Here is an 18,012-nt window from a genome sequence, read left to right on the forward strand (position 1 = left end):
GTGCAGCGATCGACCGAAAAAAAGCTCGTCTCTGTTCGATTTCGATACGCAGTTCGGCGCTCGTCTCTCAGCCGAAGATCCCCATGAGGCTGTCGTAGTACCCGATCACGTTCTGCGTAAGGACGACGAGCAACACGATGATGACCGGAATTCGGAGCGTCCAGATCCAGACGATTCCCCACGATCCGAGGTCCTGAATACCTTTGCTGAGTTCATCGAGGCCGAGGTCGGTCGCGATCCAGCCAATGTAGATGGCAAGCAGCAGACCCCCGAGGATGAGCAGGATCGAGTTCGCGAGCCCGTCGTACACGGTGAGCCAGTTGAGTCCGTTCGGTTCGTACGCTACCGGCAGACCGACGAGGAAGATTATGATACCGAGACCGACCGTTGCCGGGAGCCGGTCGACGCCATGTTCGTCGATCAGATACGAGACGACGACCTCCATGATGCTGATCGCGCTCGACAGCGCGGCGATCGTGACGATGGCGAAGAAGACTGCGCCGAGGATCCCGCCGAGCGGGACATTGCTAAAGGCTTCGGAGAGACTGACGAAGATGAAGCTCGGTCCGTCGACGACATCCGTCAGGTCGGCGGTGTAGAGTACCGGAAACGCGACCAGTCCGGCGGTAAACGCGATTGCGGTGTCGAGCGCGACGATGATGGCCCCGTCCTTCGCGAGGTTCCGATCCTCACCGAGATATGACGCATAGGTGATCATCACGCCCATCCCGAGCGAGAGCGTGAAGAACGCCTGTGCGGCCGCAGCGGGGAGGATAGCGGTCCAGTTCGCGGCGATCGTCCCCAGATCCGGCGAGAGGTAGTACGCGTACGCCTCGCCAGCGCCGGAAAGCGTTCCGGCGTAGACCGCCAGGCCGATCAGCAGGGCGATGATCGCGGGCACCATGAGCTTGACCGAGAACTCGATCCCGCGCTGAATGCCGAACGCGACGACGGTGATAATTGCGGCCATGAAAATGGCGTGGGTTACGACGGATCCCATCCCCCCAGCAACCGACATGAACTGTTCGCCGGCACCGCCGGCGGCGTAATTACCCTGCAATCCGATGGCCGTGTACCGGAGAATCCAGCCGGCGATGACGCTGTAATACGAGAGAATAACGAAGCCGGCAGCGATGAACACCCAGCCGATTTTCGTCCAGCCCCCCCTTCCGACCCGTTTGAGTGCACCGACGGGGTTCCGTTTGGTGTGTCGACCGATCGTGAACTCGACCATCATGACCGGGAATCCGACAAGCGCGACCAACAGCAGGTAGACGACGAGAAATGCTGCCCCGCCATATTCACCCACCTGGTACGGGAACCGCCAGATATTTCCAAGCCCAACAGCACTACCCACGGCAGCGAGAATAAACCCTGTCCTCGTTGCCCATGACTCACGTTGTGCCATGCCTACGCTGTTTAAATAGGACTTATATATAACTTTCCGTGGCAACGCTGAGTTGTCAATGGAGTGTCTATTAATCGTGATGGAGTTACGGAATCCTTTTCCTATTGGTCCTCGCACAACGGCGTATGAATCCAAGCGGGGTGGTTCCTGCATGACGATGGACGATCGGATCGACGAACTCGAAGCGTTGCGCGAGGAGGCCCGCCTCGGCGGTGGCGAGGACCGAATCGCCAAACAACACGACAAGGGCAAGATGACCGCCCGCGAGCGGATCGATTACTTCCTCGACGAGGGCACATTCACCGAGTTCGACCAGCTTCGGACCCACCAGACCCGGCAGTTCGGGATGGACGAGAAGAAGATCCGGGGCGACGGCGTCGTCACGGGTCACGGCGAGGTAAACGGCCGAACAGTTTTTGTATTTGCACACGACTTTACCGTCTTCGGCGGCTCGCTCGGCGAGGTCTTCGCCGAGAAGGTCTGTAAGGTCATGGACATGGCAATGGAAGTCGGCGCACCCGTTATCGGGCTCAACGATTCCGCCGGCGCTCGCATCCAGGAGGGCGTCAAGAGTCTCGCCGGCTACACCGAAATCTTCCGCCGGAACCAGGAAGCGAGCGGCGTCATCCCACAGATTTCCGCGACGATGGGGCCGTGTGCCGGCGGTGCCGTCTACTCCCCGGCGATCACCGACTTCATCTTCATGGTCAAGGACACGAGCCACATGTACATCACCGGGCCCGGCGTCACCGAGACCGTCACCGGCGAGGACGTGACCCACGAAGAACTCGGCGGCGCGATGACCCACGCCGACAAGACCGGCGTCGCCCAGTTCGCCTGCGAGAGCGAGGAGCAGGCCCTAGACGACATCAAACGGCTCCTCTCCTACCTCCCGCAGAACAACGTCGAGGACCCACCGCGGGTCGATCCGTGGGACGATCCGGACCGGCGCGACGACCGGCTTACCTCGATCGTGCCGGACAGCCCGCAAAAGCCCTACGACATGACGGACGTGATCGATGCAACCGTCGACGAAGGCTCGTTCTTCGAAGTCGGCGAGAACTTCGCCAAGAACATCGTCGTCGGCTTCGGCCGCCTCGACGGGCGCTCCGTCGGACTCGTCGCGAACCAGCCGCGAGTCAACGCCGGCACGCTCACCGTCGACGCCTCGATGAAGGGCTCGCGGTTCGTGCGCTTCTGTGACTCCTTTAACATCCCGATCGTCACCTTCGTCGATGTACCCGGCTACATGCCCGGAACCGACCAGGAACACCGCGGTATCATCCGCCACGGAGCGAAGCTTCTCTACGCGTACGCGGAAGCGACCGTGCCGCTACTCACCGTCATCACCCGCAAAGCCTACGGCGGTGCCTACTGCGTCATGGCCTCGAAGAACCTCGGTGCGGACGTCAACTACGCCTGGCCGACCGCCGAAATCGCCGTCATGGGGCCGAAAGGCGCGGTCAACATCCTCTACCGCGAGGAACTCGCCGAGGCCGAAAACCCCGACGAACTCCGCGAGGAACTCATCGACGAGTACCGCGAAGAGTTCGCGAATCCCTACACGGCGACGGACAAGGGCTTCCTCGATGACGTGATCGTCCCGACGGAGACGCGGCCGCGGCTGATCGCCGACCTCGAGATGTTAGAGACCAAGCGCGAACAGAACCCGGACAAGAAACACGGCAACATCCCGCTCTAGTATGACTGCACAGCACCCGGAAGCGAGCGACAAAACTCGCGCTGCTGACGGCGCAGAACTGCCGCAGTCCGAGGCGTCCGCAGCGCACACCGAACCCGACTCGGCCGAGACTGAGACGCGGCCGCTCGAGGTCGGCCTTCCCGCCGGTGTTGAACTCGAGTTGCCGGCCGATGCGGACGACGAGGAGGCGGCGGCGATCGCGGCTGCGATCGGGGCACACCTGCACGATCAGGCGCGTGCGGCGGCCGCAGCGGCCCAGGAGGAAGAGACGTGGGACGGCAAGCGGTGGGCCTTCTCGGGTCGCGTTCGAGCGCAGCAAGGCGAGTTCAGCCGAGTGCCGCGGTCGGCGCCGACGGATGCGTGGGCCGCCGCCGGCAGAACGGATCGATTCTGAACGCGGCGGTATGGTTTGCCGGGACTGCGTTCCCGCGGTACTGTCTGTCTTTCCCGGTTATTCGTGAGGAGTACTCGCCTCGTTGCGAAAAAGTAAGGTAGTGGCCACGCAACCGTTCCCACAGGAATGTTCAGGAAGGTTCTCGTGGCGAACCGCGGCGAGATCGCCGTTCGAGTGATGCGGGCGTGCGAGGAGTTAAACGTCGGAACTGTCGCGATTTACTCCGAGGCCGACGCAGATAGCGGTCACGTCCGATACGCGGACGAGGCGTACAATGTCGGGCCCGCTCGCGCGGCGGACTCGTATCTCGATCACGAGGCCGTTATCGAGGCCGCACAGCAGGCCGACGCCGACGCGATCCACCCCGGCTACGGCTTCCTCGCGGAGAACGCCGAGTTCGCGAGCAAGGTCGAAGCCGCGGACGGGATCACCTGGATCGGTCCGTCGAGCGACGCGATGGAATCGCTCGGCGAGAAGACGAAGGCGCGCGAGATCATGTCCGAAGCGGACGTGCCGATCGTCCCCGGGACGACGGACCCCGTTACCGATCCCGAGGAGGTCGCGGCGTTCGGCGAGGAACACGGCTATCCGATCGCCATCAAGGCCGAGGGTGGCGGCGGCGGGCGCGGGATGAAGGTCGTCTGGGACGAAAGCGAGATCGAGGACCAACTCGAGAGTGCACAGCGCGAGGGCGAGGCCTACTTCGACAACGACTCGGTCTATCTCGAGCGCTACCTCGAACAGCCCCGCCACATCGAGATCCAGATTCTCGCGGACGAGCACGGTAACGTCCGCCACCTGGGCGAGCGGGACTGTTCGCTTCAGCGGCGTCACCAGAAGGTCATCGAAGAAGGCCCCTCCGCGGCACTCTCCGACGAACTCCGCGAACAGATCGGCGAGGCTGCCCGCCGCGGGGTCGCCGCCGCCGACTACACCAACGCCGGCACCGTCGAGTTCCTCGTCGAGGAAGAGTCGGGCCGCGACGGGCCGCTCGGCCCGGACGCGAACTTCTACTTCCTCGAGGTCAACACCCGGATCCAGGTCGAACACACCGTCACGGAGGAGATCACCGGCTACGACATCGTCAAGCGCCAGATTCAGATCGCCGCAGGCGAGGAAGTCGACTTCGATCAGGACGAGGTCGACATCGACGGCCACGCGATGGAGTTCCGGATCAACGCCGAGAACGCGGCCGAGGACTTCGCACCCGCAACCGGCGGCCAACTAGAGACCTACGATCCGCCGGGCGGCGTCGGCGTCCGCCTCGACGACGCGCTCCGACAGGGTGACGACCTCGTGACCGACTACGACTCGATGATCGCCAAACTGGTCGTCTGGGGCGAGGACCGCGAGGAGTGTATCGCCCGCTCGCTTCGCGCCCTGCGCGAGTACGACATCGCGGGCATCCCGACGATCATCCCCTTCCACCGGCTCATGCTCACCGACGAGCAGTTCGTCGCGAGCACGCACACGACGAAGTACCTCGACAACGAACTCGACGAGAGCCGGATCGAGGAGGCCCAGGCGCAGTGGGGCGGCGATACCGGCGACGGCGGGGCCGAGGGTGAAGGCGAAGACGAAGAGACCGTCGAACGCGAGTTCACCGTCGAGGTCAACGGCAAGCGCTTCGAAGTTGAACTCGCAGAGCACGGCGCGCCGGCGATTCCGGTCGGTGACGGGGCGGCGGCCGGCACCGGAACGGGGGCGGCAAGTCCGCCACAGCCGGCGGGCGGCGACAGCGGCGGCAGCGACGAGTTCGCCGGCGACGGCGAGACCGTCGACGCCGAGATGCAGGGGACGATCCTCGACGTTGCAGTCGAGGAGGGCGACGAGGTCGCGGCGGGCGACGTGCTGGTCGTGCTCGAAGCGATGAAGATGGAAAACGACATCGTGGCTTCCCGCGGCGGGACGGTGACGGAGATCGCCGTCGAGGAGGAACAGAGCGTCGATATGGGTGACGTGCTGGTCGTGCTCGAATAAGGAAATTCGGGCGAATCGGGAGGCAGAAACCACGGGAAACAAGGGTCGATACCGCGAGAACGCTATTCTGACGGTGAGACTTCGACATCCGGCCGATAACGTTCGGAGGCGACCGTCGTGGCGACGAGTTCACCGTACTCCGCCGCGGACAGGTCGCCGTCGAGGTAGGCTTCGGCCCACGGGCGTTCGATCGAGGCTTCGCCGAACGAGTCGGGGGCGGGATCGAGGATGGTAACGGCGAGCGCGGTGGCGTCGTAGCCGGCGTCGACGAGGGCTGCGAACGCGCCTGCAATCGGGCCGAGGGTGTGGAGCGTACTCGTCTCGTAGCGCTCCGTCGCGGCGTACTCGATCGTCAGCACGTCCCGGTCTCGCTCGACTGTCTCGACGTCGATTCCGTACTCGTCGATCGCCGTCTCGAACGCGGCTTCGTCGGCGATCGATTCGGAAGCCATCGCTTCGATTCCGTTTTCCAGGACGGTGGATCGTTCGCTCACGGGGAGCGAGGGCGCGAGGTCGGCGGTCGGCCACTTTTCGTTCGGCGGGAACTCCTCGCCGATATCCGCGGTACAGCCGCTCAGGGCAGTGAGGCCGACGAGGCCGCCCCACCGGAGGAGCCGCCGCCGGCACGTCTCGGTTCGGGGACGGTCGTGAGGCTGGGCCTGACGGTCCGGGGAATCGCCGCGTCGCGTCATCGTGTCGGCTCTGTGGCGTCGGCCGCAATAGGGGTTCGTTCTGCATCTGCCTGCATCGGCTTCAAGACTCCCGTTGTCGGTAGTTACTGGTCCCTGATGGTACTCGAGTTGTACGACATCGGCCTCGTCCTCGTCGGAATCGTACTCTTCGGGGTCGCGATCTTGCCCCGTCTCGTCGCGAACCGATCGATTTCGCTGCCGCTTTTTTTCGTCGCCTTTGGCTTACTGGTGTTTGGCCTCCCGATCGATCTCCCGCCGCCGGACCCGCTCGAACAGAGCGAGACGACCGAACGCCTCGCCGAACTCGGCGTGATCCTCGCGCTCATGGGAGTCGGGCTGAAACTCGACCGCCCACCCGGACTTCGCGCCTGGGCGTCGACGTGGCGACTCCTCGCGATCACGATGCCGCTGTCGATTGCCGGCGCAGCGCTGCTCGGCTGGGGGCTCGCGGGCCTGGTTCTCCCCACGGCCGTCCTGCTCGGGGCGTGCATCGCGCCGACGGACCCGGTCCTCGCCGCGGAAGTCCAGGTCGACGAACCCGGCTCGGGAACCAACGAACAGATCGAGGCCCCGCCTGCCCGCGAAGACGAGGCGGAGGTCCGATTCGCGCTCTCCTCCGAAGCCGGCCTGAACGACGGCCTCGCGTTCCCGTTTACGAATCTCGCCATCGCGATCGCCCTCGTCGGTATCGCTCCCGGCAACTGGCTCGGCGAGTGGCTCCTCGTCGCCGTCGCCTACAAAATCGCCGTCGGCGTCGCACTCGGTGCCGTTCTCGGCGCAGTGACGGCCCGCATCGTCTTCCGGACGAACCCGACCACCCAGATCGCCGAATCGGTACAGGGCCTCGAAGCCGTCGCCGCGACGCTACTCGTATACGGCCTCACTGAACTCGCCGGCGGCTACGGGTTCATCGCTGTCTTCATTGCAGCGCTGCTGATTCGGAACTACGAGCGCTCGCACGAGTACAACGAGGCGTTACACGAGATCAGCGAGTTAGCAGAGCAAGCCGTGATGGCGATCATTATGGTCTTTTTCGGCGGTGCGATCGTCGGCGGCCTTCTCGCGCCGTTGACGATCGAGGCCGCAATCGCTGCTGTCGTAATCGTCTTCGTCGTTCGACCGGTCGCAGGGATCGTCGGTCTCCTCGGTTTCGACCGCGACTGGGGTGAGCGCGGAACGATCGCCTTTTTCGGTATTCGCGGAATCGGCTCGTTCTATTATCTCTCACACGGCCTCAACGAGGCCGTCTTTGCCAACGCGGACCTGGTGTGGGCGCTGGTCGGTGCGGTCGTCCTGCTCTCGGTCGTCGTCCACGGGATTACTGCGACACCAGTCGTCAATCACCTCAGATCAGCAGAACGGTAATCGGCTGCACGGCCCACCGTGCGGGGGACACTGTCGCATCGATTCTTATCGGTCCTCGTCACGAGTTCGGTCTGCAATTCGGCTCTCGCCGGATACCGCGTCGATGTGGACCTGCATCGAGTGGCCGTTCGCTTCGAGCGGGACGATCCAGGAGGCGCTGGTTCGGTGTGGCTCGCCGACACTCGTTACGTCCTCGTACCCCTCCTGTTCGGCCTGTTCGTGCGCGAGTTCACGCGCTTCCTCGGCGTCGGTAATTCGGATGTCGTCCGTCAGTCGGACGGTGACGACCGGCACGTCGGCCATGCGGACGACGCGTTCGGTGACGCTCCCGACGAGGACGCGGTCGAGACCGGTCCGCCCCTGGGTCCCCATGACGATGAGATCGATCTCGTTGTCGTCCGCATAGGCGAGAATTTCCTCGTGGGGTACTCCCTGTTCGACGGCGGTAATCGGTTCGAGATCGGCCGCTCGCGCTTCCACCGCGACGCGGTCGACGGCTCGCCGGGCGGCCTCGGTCGCGGCTTCGGTCTCGAACGTTCCGAGCGGTCCTTCCGGGATGACCGAGAGTGCGTGGACCGTCGCGCCGAACTGATCGGCGATGGCCAATCCGTGCGTGATCGACCGCCGGGTCCCGTCGCTTCCGTCCGTCGGAATGAGGACGTGATCGTACATCGCTCGGACGTTTGGCGCACGAACGTAAATAGGCTCGACTCCCGCTGGGCCACTGCTACAGTCGAGTTCAGTGTCCTACCTGTTTGCTCTTGAGTACCAGTGCTGGCGCTGAACTCGTCAGCCTGGTAAGGACGAATCAATATAGTATAAACAATGTAAATGTTTTTCACACAGTACGACAACAGTTTGCGTGAGCAATGACAAACCTTGTCACGAACGTCGCGGCAGCCGTCGAGGAACACGGGGGCAACACCGCGATCGGATTCCGGGGGGAAGAAACCAGTTACGACGAGTTCTGGGCGCAGACTGGTGCGTTCGCGACCGCGCTCGACGAGCGGGGGATCGGGGAGGACGACCGTATTGCGCTTTATCTGCCGAACGTCCCGCCGTTTCTGATCGCCTTCCACGGAACGCTACGGGCGGGCGGCGTCGTCGTGCCGATGAACCCGCAGTACAAGTCACGGGAGATCAGCCACTTACTCGGCGACAGCGAGGCCAGGGTGGTCGTCACACTCTCCGATCTCGTGCCGTTCGTCACGGCGGTCCAGGACGAAACGAGCGTCGAACACGTCGTTAGCATCGACGGCGAGGCCGAAGGTGCGACAACCTTCGAGTCGTTTCTCGAGCGCGGCGCACCCGACGTCGTCGACCGCGCCGGCGACGACGTGGCGGTTCAGCCGTACACGTCGGGGACGACGGGACAGCCGAAAGGCGTTCAGCTAACGCACGAAAACCTCGCCTCGAATGCGACGGCGGCGGCGAAACTCGTTCCGGACGGAATTCGGCCCGACGACAGGCAACTCGGCGTTCTGCCGCTGTTTCACATTTACGGGATGACCGTCACGATGAACGCCGCGTTGTTCAACGGTGCAGCCTACTACCCGATGGCCGAGTGGGACGCCCAGGACGCCGTCTCGCTCGTCGAAAGCGAGGAAATAACGGTCTTCCACGGCGTGCCGGCGATGTACAACGACGTGATCAACCAGCCCAACGCCGACGAGTTCGATTTCTCTTCGGTTCGGCTGTGCGGCGTCGGTGGATCCGGCATTCCGACCGAAGTCCTCCGGCAGTTCGAAGACCGCTACGAACCGAAGGTCTACGAGGGATACGGGCTCACCGAGACCAGCCCGATCACGCACTTCAACAGTCCGATCGACGGGCGGCGTGTCGGCAGTATCGGCAAGACCGTCCCTGGCGTCGACTCGAAGGTCGTCGATGACGAGTTCGAAGATGTCTCGCCCGTCGAGGAAGGCCCAGTCGACGAGGACGAAACGGACTTGACCGAGATCACCGGCGAAATCGTCGTCTCCGGGCCGAACGTAATGAAAGGCTACTACGGCCTGCCCGAGGCGAACGAGGAGGCCTTCACCGAGGCAGCAGGAACGACGTGGTTCCACACCGGCGACGTGGGCTATCACGACGAAGACGGCTTCTTCTACGTCGTCGACCGCGAGAAGCACATGATCGTCACGGGCGGCTACAACGTCTACCCGCGCGAAGTCGAGGAATTGCTGTTCGAACACGAGGCCGTCGCCGACGCCGCGGTCGCCGGCATTCCGGACGATCGACGGGGGGAGACGGTCAAGGCCTTCGTCGTGCCGACGCCCGACGCCGACGTGACGGCCGACAAACTCCGGGAGTACTGTCTGACTAATCTGGCGGAGTACAAGCACCCGCGCGAAATCGAGTTCGTCGAGGAACTCCCGCGGACGACGACGGGGAAGGTCCAGAAGTTCAAGCTTCGCGAGCGCGAGGAGACGGCGGAAGCAGAGACGAACTGACGGCTCTACTGCGCTGCACTGAAAGCGAAATTCGTTGATCCTACACCCGCTGTGAGTGTGGGGAGAGGCGATTCAGAGCGTCTAATCCGCAGTAGTGGCGATCATAATTGACGATATGGACATTCTCTCTACATCGATGAGATCTTACTCGTTGGGTAGTAATTTTTGAATGGCACGGCCGGGCATCGCTTCGCGACGCTCGACCGGCCGGAACGAGAGAAGCGCCGCTTTGGAGGTGCTACTACCCATCAGACAGGCATCATCGCTGTATCGGCGGAACGTTCTCGGTATCGGTCGGACGAACGCGACGGCACTCGAGGGAGGTGAGCGACCGTGTCCGTCGTGAGCGACGTGCTCGGTAACGGAATCTTCGTCGTCTTTCTGGCGCTCGTCGTCGGCATGGCGGTCGGGCGCGTCACCATTCGAGGCGTCTCGTTCGGGGTCGCCGGCCCGCTCTTTGCGGGATTGGTGCTCGGTCACCTCGGACTGACGGTCCCGCCGTCGTACTCCGGCCTCGCACTCGCGCTGTTCGTCGCCTGCGTCGGGTTGATCGCCGCCGAAGACATCTCCGGGGTTATCCGGACCTACGGCCCGTACTTCGTCGTCCTCGCGGCCGTCATGACCGCGTCGGGTTTCGCGGTTACCGCCCTCTCGGCGACGGTCCTGTTCCCCGAGACGAACACGCCGTTGCTCATGGGTGCGTTCACCGGCGCGCTGACGAGCAGTCCCGGTCTCGCATCCGCCCTCGACGGTCTGTCCGGTAGCGCACAGGCGTCATACCAGATCGGACACTCGATCGGCTACGTCGTCGGTGCCGTCCTCATCGTCCTCTTTCAGCAACTCTATCCTCGATTCGCCGGCCTCGAAATGGACTCGGAGCGTCGACGGTACGAAGCCGACGTGGACGGAGCCGAATCGGGTTCCGACGACTCGCCGATCGAACGGGTACCGTTCAGCCTCATCGGATTCGGACTCGTGCTCGCGGTCGGCGTCGTGCTCGGGTCGATTCCGCTCCCGCTCGGTCCACTCGGCGCGCCGACGCTCGGAACGACCGGCGGCGTCATCATCGCCGCGCTGGTGCTCGGCTACTACGGCGAACTCGGGCCGGTCACGCTACGGATGGACCGGACGATCCTCTCGGAACTCCGGTCGCTCACGCTCGGCCTCTTCCTCGCGACGGTCGGCATCGAAGCCGGCAGCGGGCTCGTTCAAACGGTCGCCGAGTACGGCGTTCAGATCGTCCTGGCGTCGGCGCTGACGAGCCTCACCGCGATTCTCGTTGGACTGGCCGTCACGCGACGGCTCTGGGGCCAGGACTGGATCACGGCCGCCGGCGGTATCTGCGGCGGCCACACCGACACGAAAGGCCTCGCCGCAGCGATCGACGCTACCGACGCCGACGAGGTCGGTGCCGCCTACGGCAACACCTACCCCTTCGCCCTCCTGTTCATGGTCCTGTACGCGAAGGTGCTGGTGTTGCTCGTCCCCGCCACGGTCGGCTGAGAGTCACCCCCGAATCTCGGTTCCGGAACGGTTCGCAGGGGTGACCGCACGGCGTGGCATCGTCCCCCGAGCTTGATATTCTCGCTCCCGTACCACTAGCCATGGTCGACGTACTCACAACCGAGCTCAGCCGCTTCGTTCGTGCAACCGGTCCCGACCCCGATGACACACTCGCCGAGATGGACGAGTTCGCCCGCGAGGAGGGCTTCCCTCACGTTGGTCCCGAAGTCGGTGCCTTTCTCCGATTCGTTGCCCGTCTCACCGACGCCGAGCGCATCTTCGAGTTCGGCTCGGGCTATGGCTACTCCGCGTACTGGTTCGCCGAGGCACTTCCCGCTGACGGCGAACTCGTCCTCACCGAAGTCGACGAGGCTGAACTCGAACAGGCCCGCGAGTACATGGCTGCCGGCGGGTACGACGACGTTGCACGATACGAACTCGGCGACGCACTGGAGACGGTCGAGCGATACGAGGGGCCGTTCGACGTGGTGTTGCTCGACCTCGAGAAGAATCGGTACGAAGCGGCGTTCGAGGCCGTCCGCTCGAAGGTTCCGGTGGGCGGCGTCGTCGTTGCGGATAACGCGATTTCGGCCGGCAGTATCGAGTTCGAGGCGCTACTGGAAATGGTCGAGGCGGCGGACGGCGGCGAGGAGAGCGCAAGCAGAGTTGCGGCCGAGAGCAACGAACACACGCGCGGAATCGCGTCGTATCTAGAGCGCGTTCGAGAAGATCCGTCGTTCGAGACGGTCGTCGTGCCCCTCGGCGAGGGAATTGCGGTGAGTTACCGCGTCGAATAGTCGGACGGCTCGCTCTCGATGCTTTGCTCGTCGAGGGTCTCGGTACTGACGGTTGTCCCGTACTCGCGGAACCCGAGGAACGCAGTCGTCGAACAGGCGGTCAGAAGCAGTGCCCACGTCGCCGCGGTGACTGCGATGACGAGCACGGCCGTCGGACCGGGAACGGCGGCACCGATCGTCTGGAGTCCGATGACGTGCAGGGTAGCGACTGCGAGGAATCCGGCCCAGAGGACGAGTGCCAGGGCAGCAAGCGCACGCCGAGTAACGCTGTTTGCGTACTTGGCGAGCGTGTAGACGCCCGCAATGGCGAGTGTCGTCGCGCCAAGCGTTGGGCCGAGTTCGTCGACGGAAGCGCTCAAAGCGCCCGCGACGCCGAACAGGGCGAGCGAGACGGCGACCAGGAGTCGATCCGAACGTGTTGGTGTCAGGATCACGTCGTGCACCGCTTTGCTGGCACCTATAGCTGGGTGGCTATATAGCTGTTGGCTCCGGTATACCAGTATGATAGACGGGCGTACTGACGGGGATACGGCGGTGACGCGCGTCGAACCGGGGCAATCAGGTGATCGATCCCCCGACGGAGGTGGACCCATGTTGTTCGGCCGAGTTGCGAATGGCACGTGCACCTGCCGGTCGAGGACGCGGTCGCGCCGGTCGACGGGTTCGACCCGATCGGGAAGGTGGATGAACGCGTAACTTTACTGTCGTCCACACCAAGGCACAGCCATGTCCTATCGGAAAGTGAACTACGAGGAAGTCGAGCAGGTGTCGAGTGCGATGCACTTCCTGAGCGATCCGCTCGAAACGGAACAGGTCGGCGTCACGGTTGCCCGCTGTGATCCGGGCTGGAAAAGCAAGCCACACGACCACACTGACAACGATCACGAGGAAGTCTACGTCCTCATCGAGGGCGAAGCGACAGTCGTCGTCGACGACGAACCGGTCGCGATGGAAACCGGCGATGCACTCTGGATTCCGCCAACGTCGACGCGCCAGATCCAAAACGGTGACGACGAAAGCGCATTCGTCCTCGTGAGCGCACCGAGTATTCAGGACGACGATGATGACAGCGAGTGGCCCCTCTCCGGTTTTGCCGGGTGACTGGAGTCGGTAGCGCCGCTTCCCGCTCCCATCACTTCGGCACTACTGCGCGCAGTTCTTACAACCGAGACGGCAGATATGTAGAAAGTACAATTAGTTCTCACACGAGTGCACTCGTGTGATGGTTTCCGCTGGACACCTGCTGGTGACGCTGGCAACGCTGGCGACGATCATGGCGACGGCGATAGGGATGACGATGATGACGCCGAGACAGAACCGCATCACACACCCGCTGCTATGAGCCGTCGACAGATCCTCTGTATAAGTCGCGACCGGTCGACGCGAGCAACGCTGACGCTCGCACTGACAGATGCTCCCGTTAGCGTCGCCGTTGCACGGGAACCTGCCGTGGCTATCGACCGTCTCGAACGGGACCCGGTCGATGCCGTCGTCATCGACGCGAGAACGATTTCGGACGTTCCGGCCGTCCGCAGCACCCTCGAATCCATCGCGCCGACTCTCTCGATATTCGCCTACTGGGATACGGACGGCGGCGAGACGACACCGATTCTCACCGAACTCCCCGCGTCCAGCCCGGCGACGGCTCCCGCAACGGATCTCACACAGCCGATTCTCGACAGTATCACCCCGAGTTCGACCGCGGATCGCCGCCCTGAACTCGTCGAGACGATCCGGTGTGAATTGGCCGATGCGATGTCGCCGCGAACCGTCGAGCAGGTGCTTCGCACGACGTTTACGGCAAGCGATGCGTTCGTGTTCGCCTGGGCTGGCGAGTACGACCGCGGTGAGCAGTCTGTCGTGCCCTGGATCACGGACCCCGAGGCGACCAGTTGGCCGACACACCGAACGTTTCGGGTCGGCAACGGTTCGAATCCGTTGCTCGAACGCGCGCTGTACACGCAGACCTTACAGACCGCCAGTACCGACGCCACGCGGTCGATTCCGTTTGTCGATCGTGCCCGCGAACGCGACGTGCAGGCGGTGGCAGTTTCGCCGCTTGCAACGTGTGAGGAGCGCTACGGCGTGCTCGTAGTGTACGCGCCCACGGCGCTGTCGACGGCCGAGCGGGAGACGATTCGTTCAGTCGCCGAGGTGGCCTCGCACGTCCTCGAAACGATTGCGATCCGCGGCCAGCTCGAACAGCAAGAGCAGACCCTACACCGATACGAACGCCTCGTCGAGACCGCGGGCGACGGTATTTACGTCCTCGATGCGGCCGGCCACATCATGACGATCAACGACGCGATCGTCGAGATGACCGGCTACACACGCGAGGGGCTGCTCGGCGAACACGCCGACTTGCTCTTCGACGAGTCGACCATCGACCGTGCCGAAACGGCGATCGGCTCGCTGCTCCGAAGCAACGACCGTTCGACGACGATCGAGGCTCCGCTCGAAACGAAGTCCGGAGCCCGGATTCCCTGCGAAGTCCAACTCACCGTCCTCGTCCACGACGACGAGTTCAGCGGCTGCGTCGGCGTCGTCCGAGACGTTACCGAGCGCAAGCGAAACGAGCGCCGCCTTCGCGAGCAGAACGAGCGCCTCGACGCGTTCGCCCGCATCGTCAGCCACGACCTGCGCAATCCCCTCGGCATCGCCCAGGGCTATCTCGAACTCGTCGCGGAGACGGAGTCGCTCGAGCACCTTCCGACGGCTCGGCGCAGTCTCGACCGCATGGAGGCAATTATCGACGACGTGTTGGCGATCGCTCGCGACGGCGCGTGGGCGAGTGAAACAACGCGCGTCGATCTCGAATCGGCTGCGACGGAGGCCTGGAACCACGTCTCGACTGGCGGGGCGATGCTCTCGATCGTGGATACGATGACGCTCACGGCCGATCGCTCCCGACTGTTGCGCGTCTTCGAGAACCTGTTTCGGAACGCGATCGAACACGGCTGCGACGGCGACGAGTCCGAGCACGAACTGACCGTCCGGGTCGGCACACTCGAGTTCGGCGCGTGTTCGCTCGCGACGGACGAAATCGAGAACGGTACCGGCGGGGGACTGGAAGCGGACGACCCGTGCGGCTTCTTCGTCGCGGACGACGGGGCTGGCCTTCCCGACGAGTTCGCCGCCGCCGCTGAACTCTTCGACCCCTCGGTGTCGACCGACGCAGACGGCCTCGGAATCGGACTCTGGGTCGTCCGCGAGGTCGCGGCGGGCCACGACTGGCGCGTTACCGCGACGGAGAGCGAGGCCGGCGGCGCGCGGTTCGAGTTCGTGACGGTGGCCGGACGATCGAGTTCGTGATCGGAGTCGTCAACGAGGCCAAACGAACGGTGGGACTGCGCGACCAGCCGTCTAGAACGGGTGTCCAACGTGTCGCGGGCGACGGAAGAGTGATGCGAGCAGACAGCAGCGCTCGAACGACTGCGCCGAACAGAAGCTCGCAGTTCGACTCGAGACGCCCGCCACACGCTGTGATCGGATCGAACGGGCCGGAATCGCAAGCGTTCAAGAACCGCAAGAGACACGCGAGAGCGTTTCTCCTCGCTCTCAGTCGGACACCGTCGTCTTCTACTGCCTTTCGAACGCCGGTTCGCTACCGAAAGACGAGCACAGCGAGTCTTTCGACGGTCGCCTCACTTCCTCACTTCCCTTCGAACTCCGGCTCACCGTCGCCCATGAACGCCGTGATGCCCTCCATCAGGTCGTCCGTCGCCATCAGGTGGCCGAACGCGGAGGATTCGTACTCGAGCCCCGCCTCGGTGTCGTCGCGGCCCGCGAGCATCGCGCGCTTGGTGAATTTCTGTGCGATCGGCGGCCCGCCGGCGAGGTCGGTCGCCAGTTCGAGCGCCGCGTCCACGAGTTCGTCGTTGCCGACGAGTTCGTTGACGAAGCCGAACTCTTCCATCGTCGCGGCCTCGTAGCGCTCTGCGGTGAGGATGATCTCCTTCGCGCGCCCCTCGCCGACGATGTGTTTCAGGCGCTGGGTACCGCCCCAACCGGGGAGCAGGCCGAGATCGAGTTCGGGCTGGCCGAACTCGGAGCGGTCGCTCGCGACGCGTAGATCCGCGCAGGTGGCCAGTTCCATGCCGCCGCCGAGACAGTAGCCGTCGATAGCGGCCACGACCGGCATGTCGCAGGCTTCGAGCTTGCCGAACGTCGACTGGCCTTTCTTCGAGAGTTCGACCGCGCCGATGGGGTCGGCACCGCCGGCGGCCATACTCTGCACGTCGGCACCAGCGGAGAAGGCCTTCTCGCCCGCGCCGGTGATGAGTAGCGCGCGGACCTCCTCGTCGTCCTCGAGCAGGTCGATGGCCTCGGAGAGTTCGGCCAGCAGGTCGTCGCTGATGGTGTTCATGCGGTGCGGGCGGTCGAGGACGATGTGTCCGACCATGTCGCCGGGGTACTCGACGCGGATGGCGTCGAAGTCGACGCCGTCGGTCTCGCCGTCGCCGTCGCGCTCGTAGAAGCCGCCTTCGTCGGCGCGCTCCGCGAGGTAGTCGGCCGGCGCATAGCGCTCGTGGCCGGTCTCGTCGTAGGCGTCCTCGAGCGTTTCGAGGAGCGTCTCGAGACCGAACTCGTCGACGAGTTTGACCGGGCCGTCGGGGAAGCCGGCACCGAGCTGGACGGCTTCGTCGATGGACTCCGGCGGGGCGACGTCGTTACCGATCAGCTTCGCCGCCTCGTTGGCCATCGTTGCGAGTAGCCGTTCTTTGACGAACTCGGACTGGTTGTCGGTCGGGATGTCGACGCCGTCGCCGTCCTCGTAATCGTAGAAGCCCTTGCCGGTCTTCTTGCCGAGTTCTTCGTTTTCGACTTTCGTTTCGAGGAGCGGCGCCGGCTCGTAGGCGTCGCCGAGCACCTCGTGCATGTATTCGAGGACGTGGTAGCTGACATCGTTGCCGACCTGGTCGCCGAGTTCGAAGCTGCCCATCGGCAGGCCCATGTCGTACTTCGTCGTCGAGTCGACCTCCGCGATGGTCGTCTCGTCCTCGCTGACGAGCCAGCTGGCCTCGTTCATCAGGGGGACGAGGATGCGATTGACGATGAAGCCGGGCGAGTCCTTGTGGACGCGGACCGGCGTCTTGCCGAAGTCTTCGGCGAGTTCCTCGATCACATCGAGGGTGTCTTCGGCGCTCTCCGCGCCGGAGATGACCTCGACGAGTTGCATCCGAACCGGCGGGTTGAAAAAGTGCATCCCGCAGAACTGCTCGGGACGCTCCGTCACGTCCGCGAGTTCGGTAATGGAGAGACTCGAGGTGTTCGTCGCGAAGATGGCGCGGTCGGGTGCGTGTTCCTCGACCTCGCCGTAGACGTCCTTCTTGATCTCCATCTTCTCCGGGACGGCCTCGATGATGACATCCGCATTGCCGACGGCCTCCTCGACGTCGACCAGCGGCGTGACGCGTTCGAGGGCGGCATCGGCGTCGTCCTGGCTGAGCTGGTCTTTCTCCGCGAGCTTGTTCAGCGACCACTCGATCTGCTCGTAGCCGTTCTGGACGAACTCGTCTTTGATGTCGCGAAGTGCGACCTCGTAGCCCGCCATCGCGGCGACCTCCGCGATGCCGTGTCCCATGTTCCCCGCGCCGAGAACTGCGACGGTGTTGATGTCTTCCAGTTCCATGAATAATCATGCAATGGGCACCCGTTTGAACGTTTCCCTCTTCCGGGTTAGAAACTTTCTTTGCGTTTATAGCCGGTTACAAAGCT

The 18,012-nt window shown here is 63.9% G+C and carries 14 protein-coding genes; 9 read left to right on the forward strand and 5 right to left on the reverse strand.

From position 1 onward, the window contains the following. Positions 1-67: 67 nt before the first annotated feature. Positions 68-1,408, reverse strand: a complete 1,341-nt coding sequence (locus SM755_RS03505) for a sodium-dependent transporter (RefSeq protein ID WP_323171464.1) — start codon at positions 1,406-1,408, stop codon at positions 68-70. Positions 1,409-1,565: 157 nt separating this feature from the next. Between SM755_RS03505 and SM755_RS03510 the strand changes: the two genes are divergently transcribed. The 3 genes from SM755_RS03510 (at position 1,566) to SM755_RS03520 (ending at position 5,484) form a co-directional block, all read left to right on the forward strand. Then, the gene (locus tag SM755_RS03510) at positions 1,566-3,110 is read left to right on the forward strand and encodes an acyl-CoA carboxylase subunit beta (RefSeq protein ID WP_006664148.1); all 1,545 of its coding nucleotides are present in this window, start codon (positions 1,566-1,568) and stop codon (positions 3,108-3,110) included. Between the two features lies 1 nt (position 3,111). After that, a complete protein-coding gene (locus tag SM755_RS03515; protein ID WP_323171465.1) occupies positions 3,112-3,504 on the forward strand; it encodes a hypothetical protein in 393 nt (130 codons plus the stop codon). A gap of 126 nt (positions 3,505-3,630) precedes the next feature. Further along, positions 3,631-5,484 carry an acetyl-CoA carboxylase biotin carboxylase subunit gene (locus tag SM755_RS03520; RefSeq protein WP_323171466.1) on the forward strand — a complete coding sequence of 618 codons (1,854 nt, stop codon included), beginning with the start codon at positions 3,631-3,633 and terminating at the stop codon, positions 5,482-5,484. A 62-nt stretch (positions 5,485-5,546) separates the two neighbouring features. On the opposite strand, the gene SM755_RS03525 is transcribed toward SM755_RS03520, so the two are convergent. After that, a complete protein-coding gene (locus tag SM755_RS03525) occupies positions 5,547-6,176 on the reverse strand; it encodes a hypothetical protein (RefSeq protein WP_323171467.1) in 630 nt (209 codons plus the stop codon). A gap of 96 nt (positions 6,177-6,272) precedes the next feature. Here SM755_RS03525 and SM755_RS03530 point away from each other — a divergent pair, with 96 nt between their 5' ends. Continuing rightward, on the forward strand, positions 6,273-7,541 hold the full coding sequence (locus SM755_RS03530; RefSeq protein ID WP_323171468.1) for a cation:proton antiporter: 1,269 nt from the start codon (positions 6,273-6,275) through the stop codon (positions 7,539-7,541). Between the two features lie 45 nt (positions 7,542-7,586). On the opposite strand, the gene SM755_RS03535 is transcribed toward SM755_RS03530, so the two are convergent. Next, entirely contained in the window at positions 7,587-8,213 is a 627-nt protein-coding gene (locus SM755_RS03535; RefSeq protein ID WP_323171469.1) for a universal stress protein, read from the reverse strand. 197 nt (positions 8,214-8,410) lie between these two features. On the opposite strand from SM755_RS03535, the gene SM755_RS03540 reads away from it, so the two are divergent. The 3 genes from SM755_RS03540 to SM755_RS03550 all read left to right on the forward strand — a co-directional run bounded on the left by SM755_RS03540 (position 8,411) and on the right by SM755_RS03550 (position 12,294). Beyond that, on the forward strand, positions 8,411-9,994 hold the full coding sequence (locus SM755_RS03540; protein ID WP_323171470.1) for a long-chain fatty acid--CoA ligase: 1,584 nt from the start codon (positions 8,411-8,413) through the stop codon (positions 9,992-9,994). Positions 9,995-10,327: 333 nt separating this feature from the next. Then, on the forward strand, positions 10,328-11,497 hold the full coding sequence (locus SM755_RS03545) for a hypothetical protein (protein WP_323171471.1): 1,170 nt from the start codon (positions 10,328-10,330) through the stop codon (positions 11,495-11,497). Between the two features lie 101 nt (positions 11,498-11,598). Next, positions 11,599-12,294, forward strand: a complete 696-nt coding sequence (locus SM755_RS03550; RefSeq protein WP_323171472.1) for an O-methyltransferase — start codon at positions 11,599-11,601, stop codon at positions 12,292-12,294. On the opposite strand, the gene SM755_RS03555 is transcribed toward SM755_RS03550, so the two are convergent. Then, on the reverse strand, positions 12,279-12,737 hold the full coding sequence (locus SM755_RS03555; protein WP_323171473.1) for a hypothetical protein: 459 nt from the start codon (positions 12,735-12,737) through the stop codon (positions 12,279-12,281). The two genes, SM755_RS03550 and SM755_RS03555, sit on opposite strands and share 16 nt — an antisense overlap. A 283-nt stretch (positions 12,738-13,020) precedes the next feature. On the opposite strand from SM755_RS03555, the gene SM755_RS03560 reads away from it, so the two are divergent. Next, the gene (locus SM755_RS03560) at positions 13,021-13,395 is read left to right on the forward strand and encodes a cupin domain-containing protein (protein ID WP_006664138.1); all 375 of its coding nucleotides are present in this window, start codon (positions 13,021-13,023) and stop codon (positions 13,393-13,395) included. Between the two features lie 237 nt (positions 13,396-13,632). Continuing rightward, positions 13,633-15,606, forward strand: coding sequence for a PAS domain S-box protein (locus SM755_RS03565; protein WP_323171474.1), 1,974 nt, complete (start codon positions 13,633-13,635; stop codon positions 15,604-15,606). A 340-nt stretch (positions 15,607-15,946) separates the two neighbouring features. Here the strand turns inward: SM755_RS03565 and SM755_RS03570 are convergent, their stop codons facing one another. Continuing rightward, on the reverse strand, positions 15,947-17,926 hold the full coding sequence (locus SM755_RS03570) for a 3-hydroxyacyl-CoA dehydrogenase NAD-binding domain-containing protein (RefSeq protein WP_323171475.1): 1,980 nt from the start codon (positions 17,924-17,926) through the stop codon (positions 15,947-15,949). Positions 17,927-18,012: the final 86 nt, after the last annotated feature.

It is taken from the genome of Natrialba sp. PRR66 (genome assembly GCF_034808065.1).
Lineage (GTDB): Archaea > Halobacteriota > Halobacteria > Halobacteriales > Natrialbaceae > Natrialba > Natrialba aegyptia.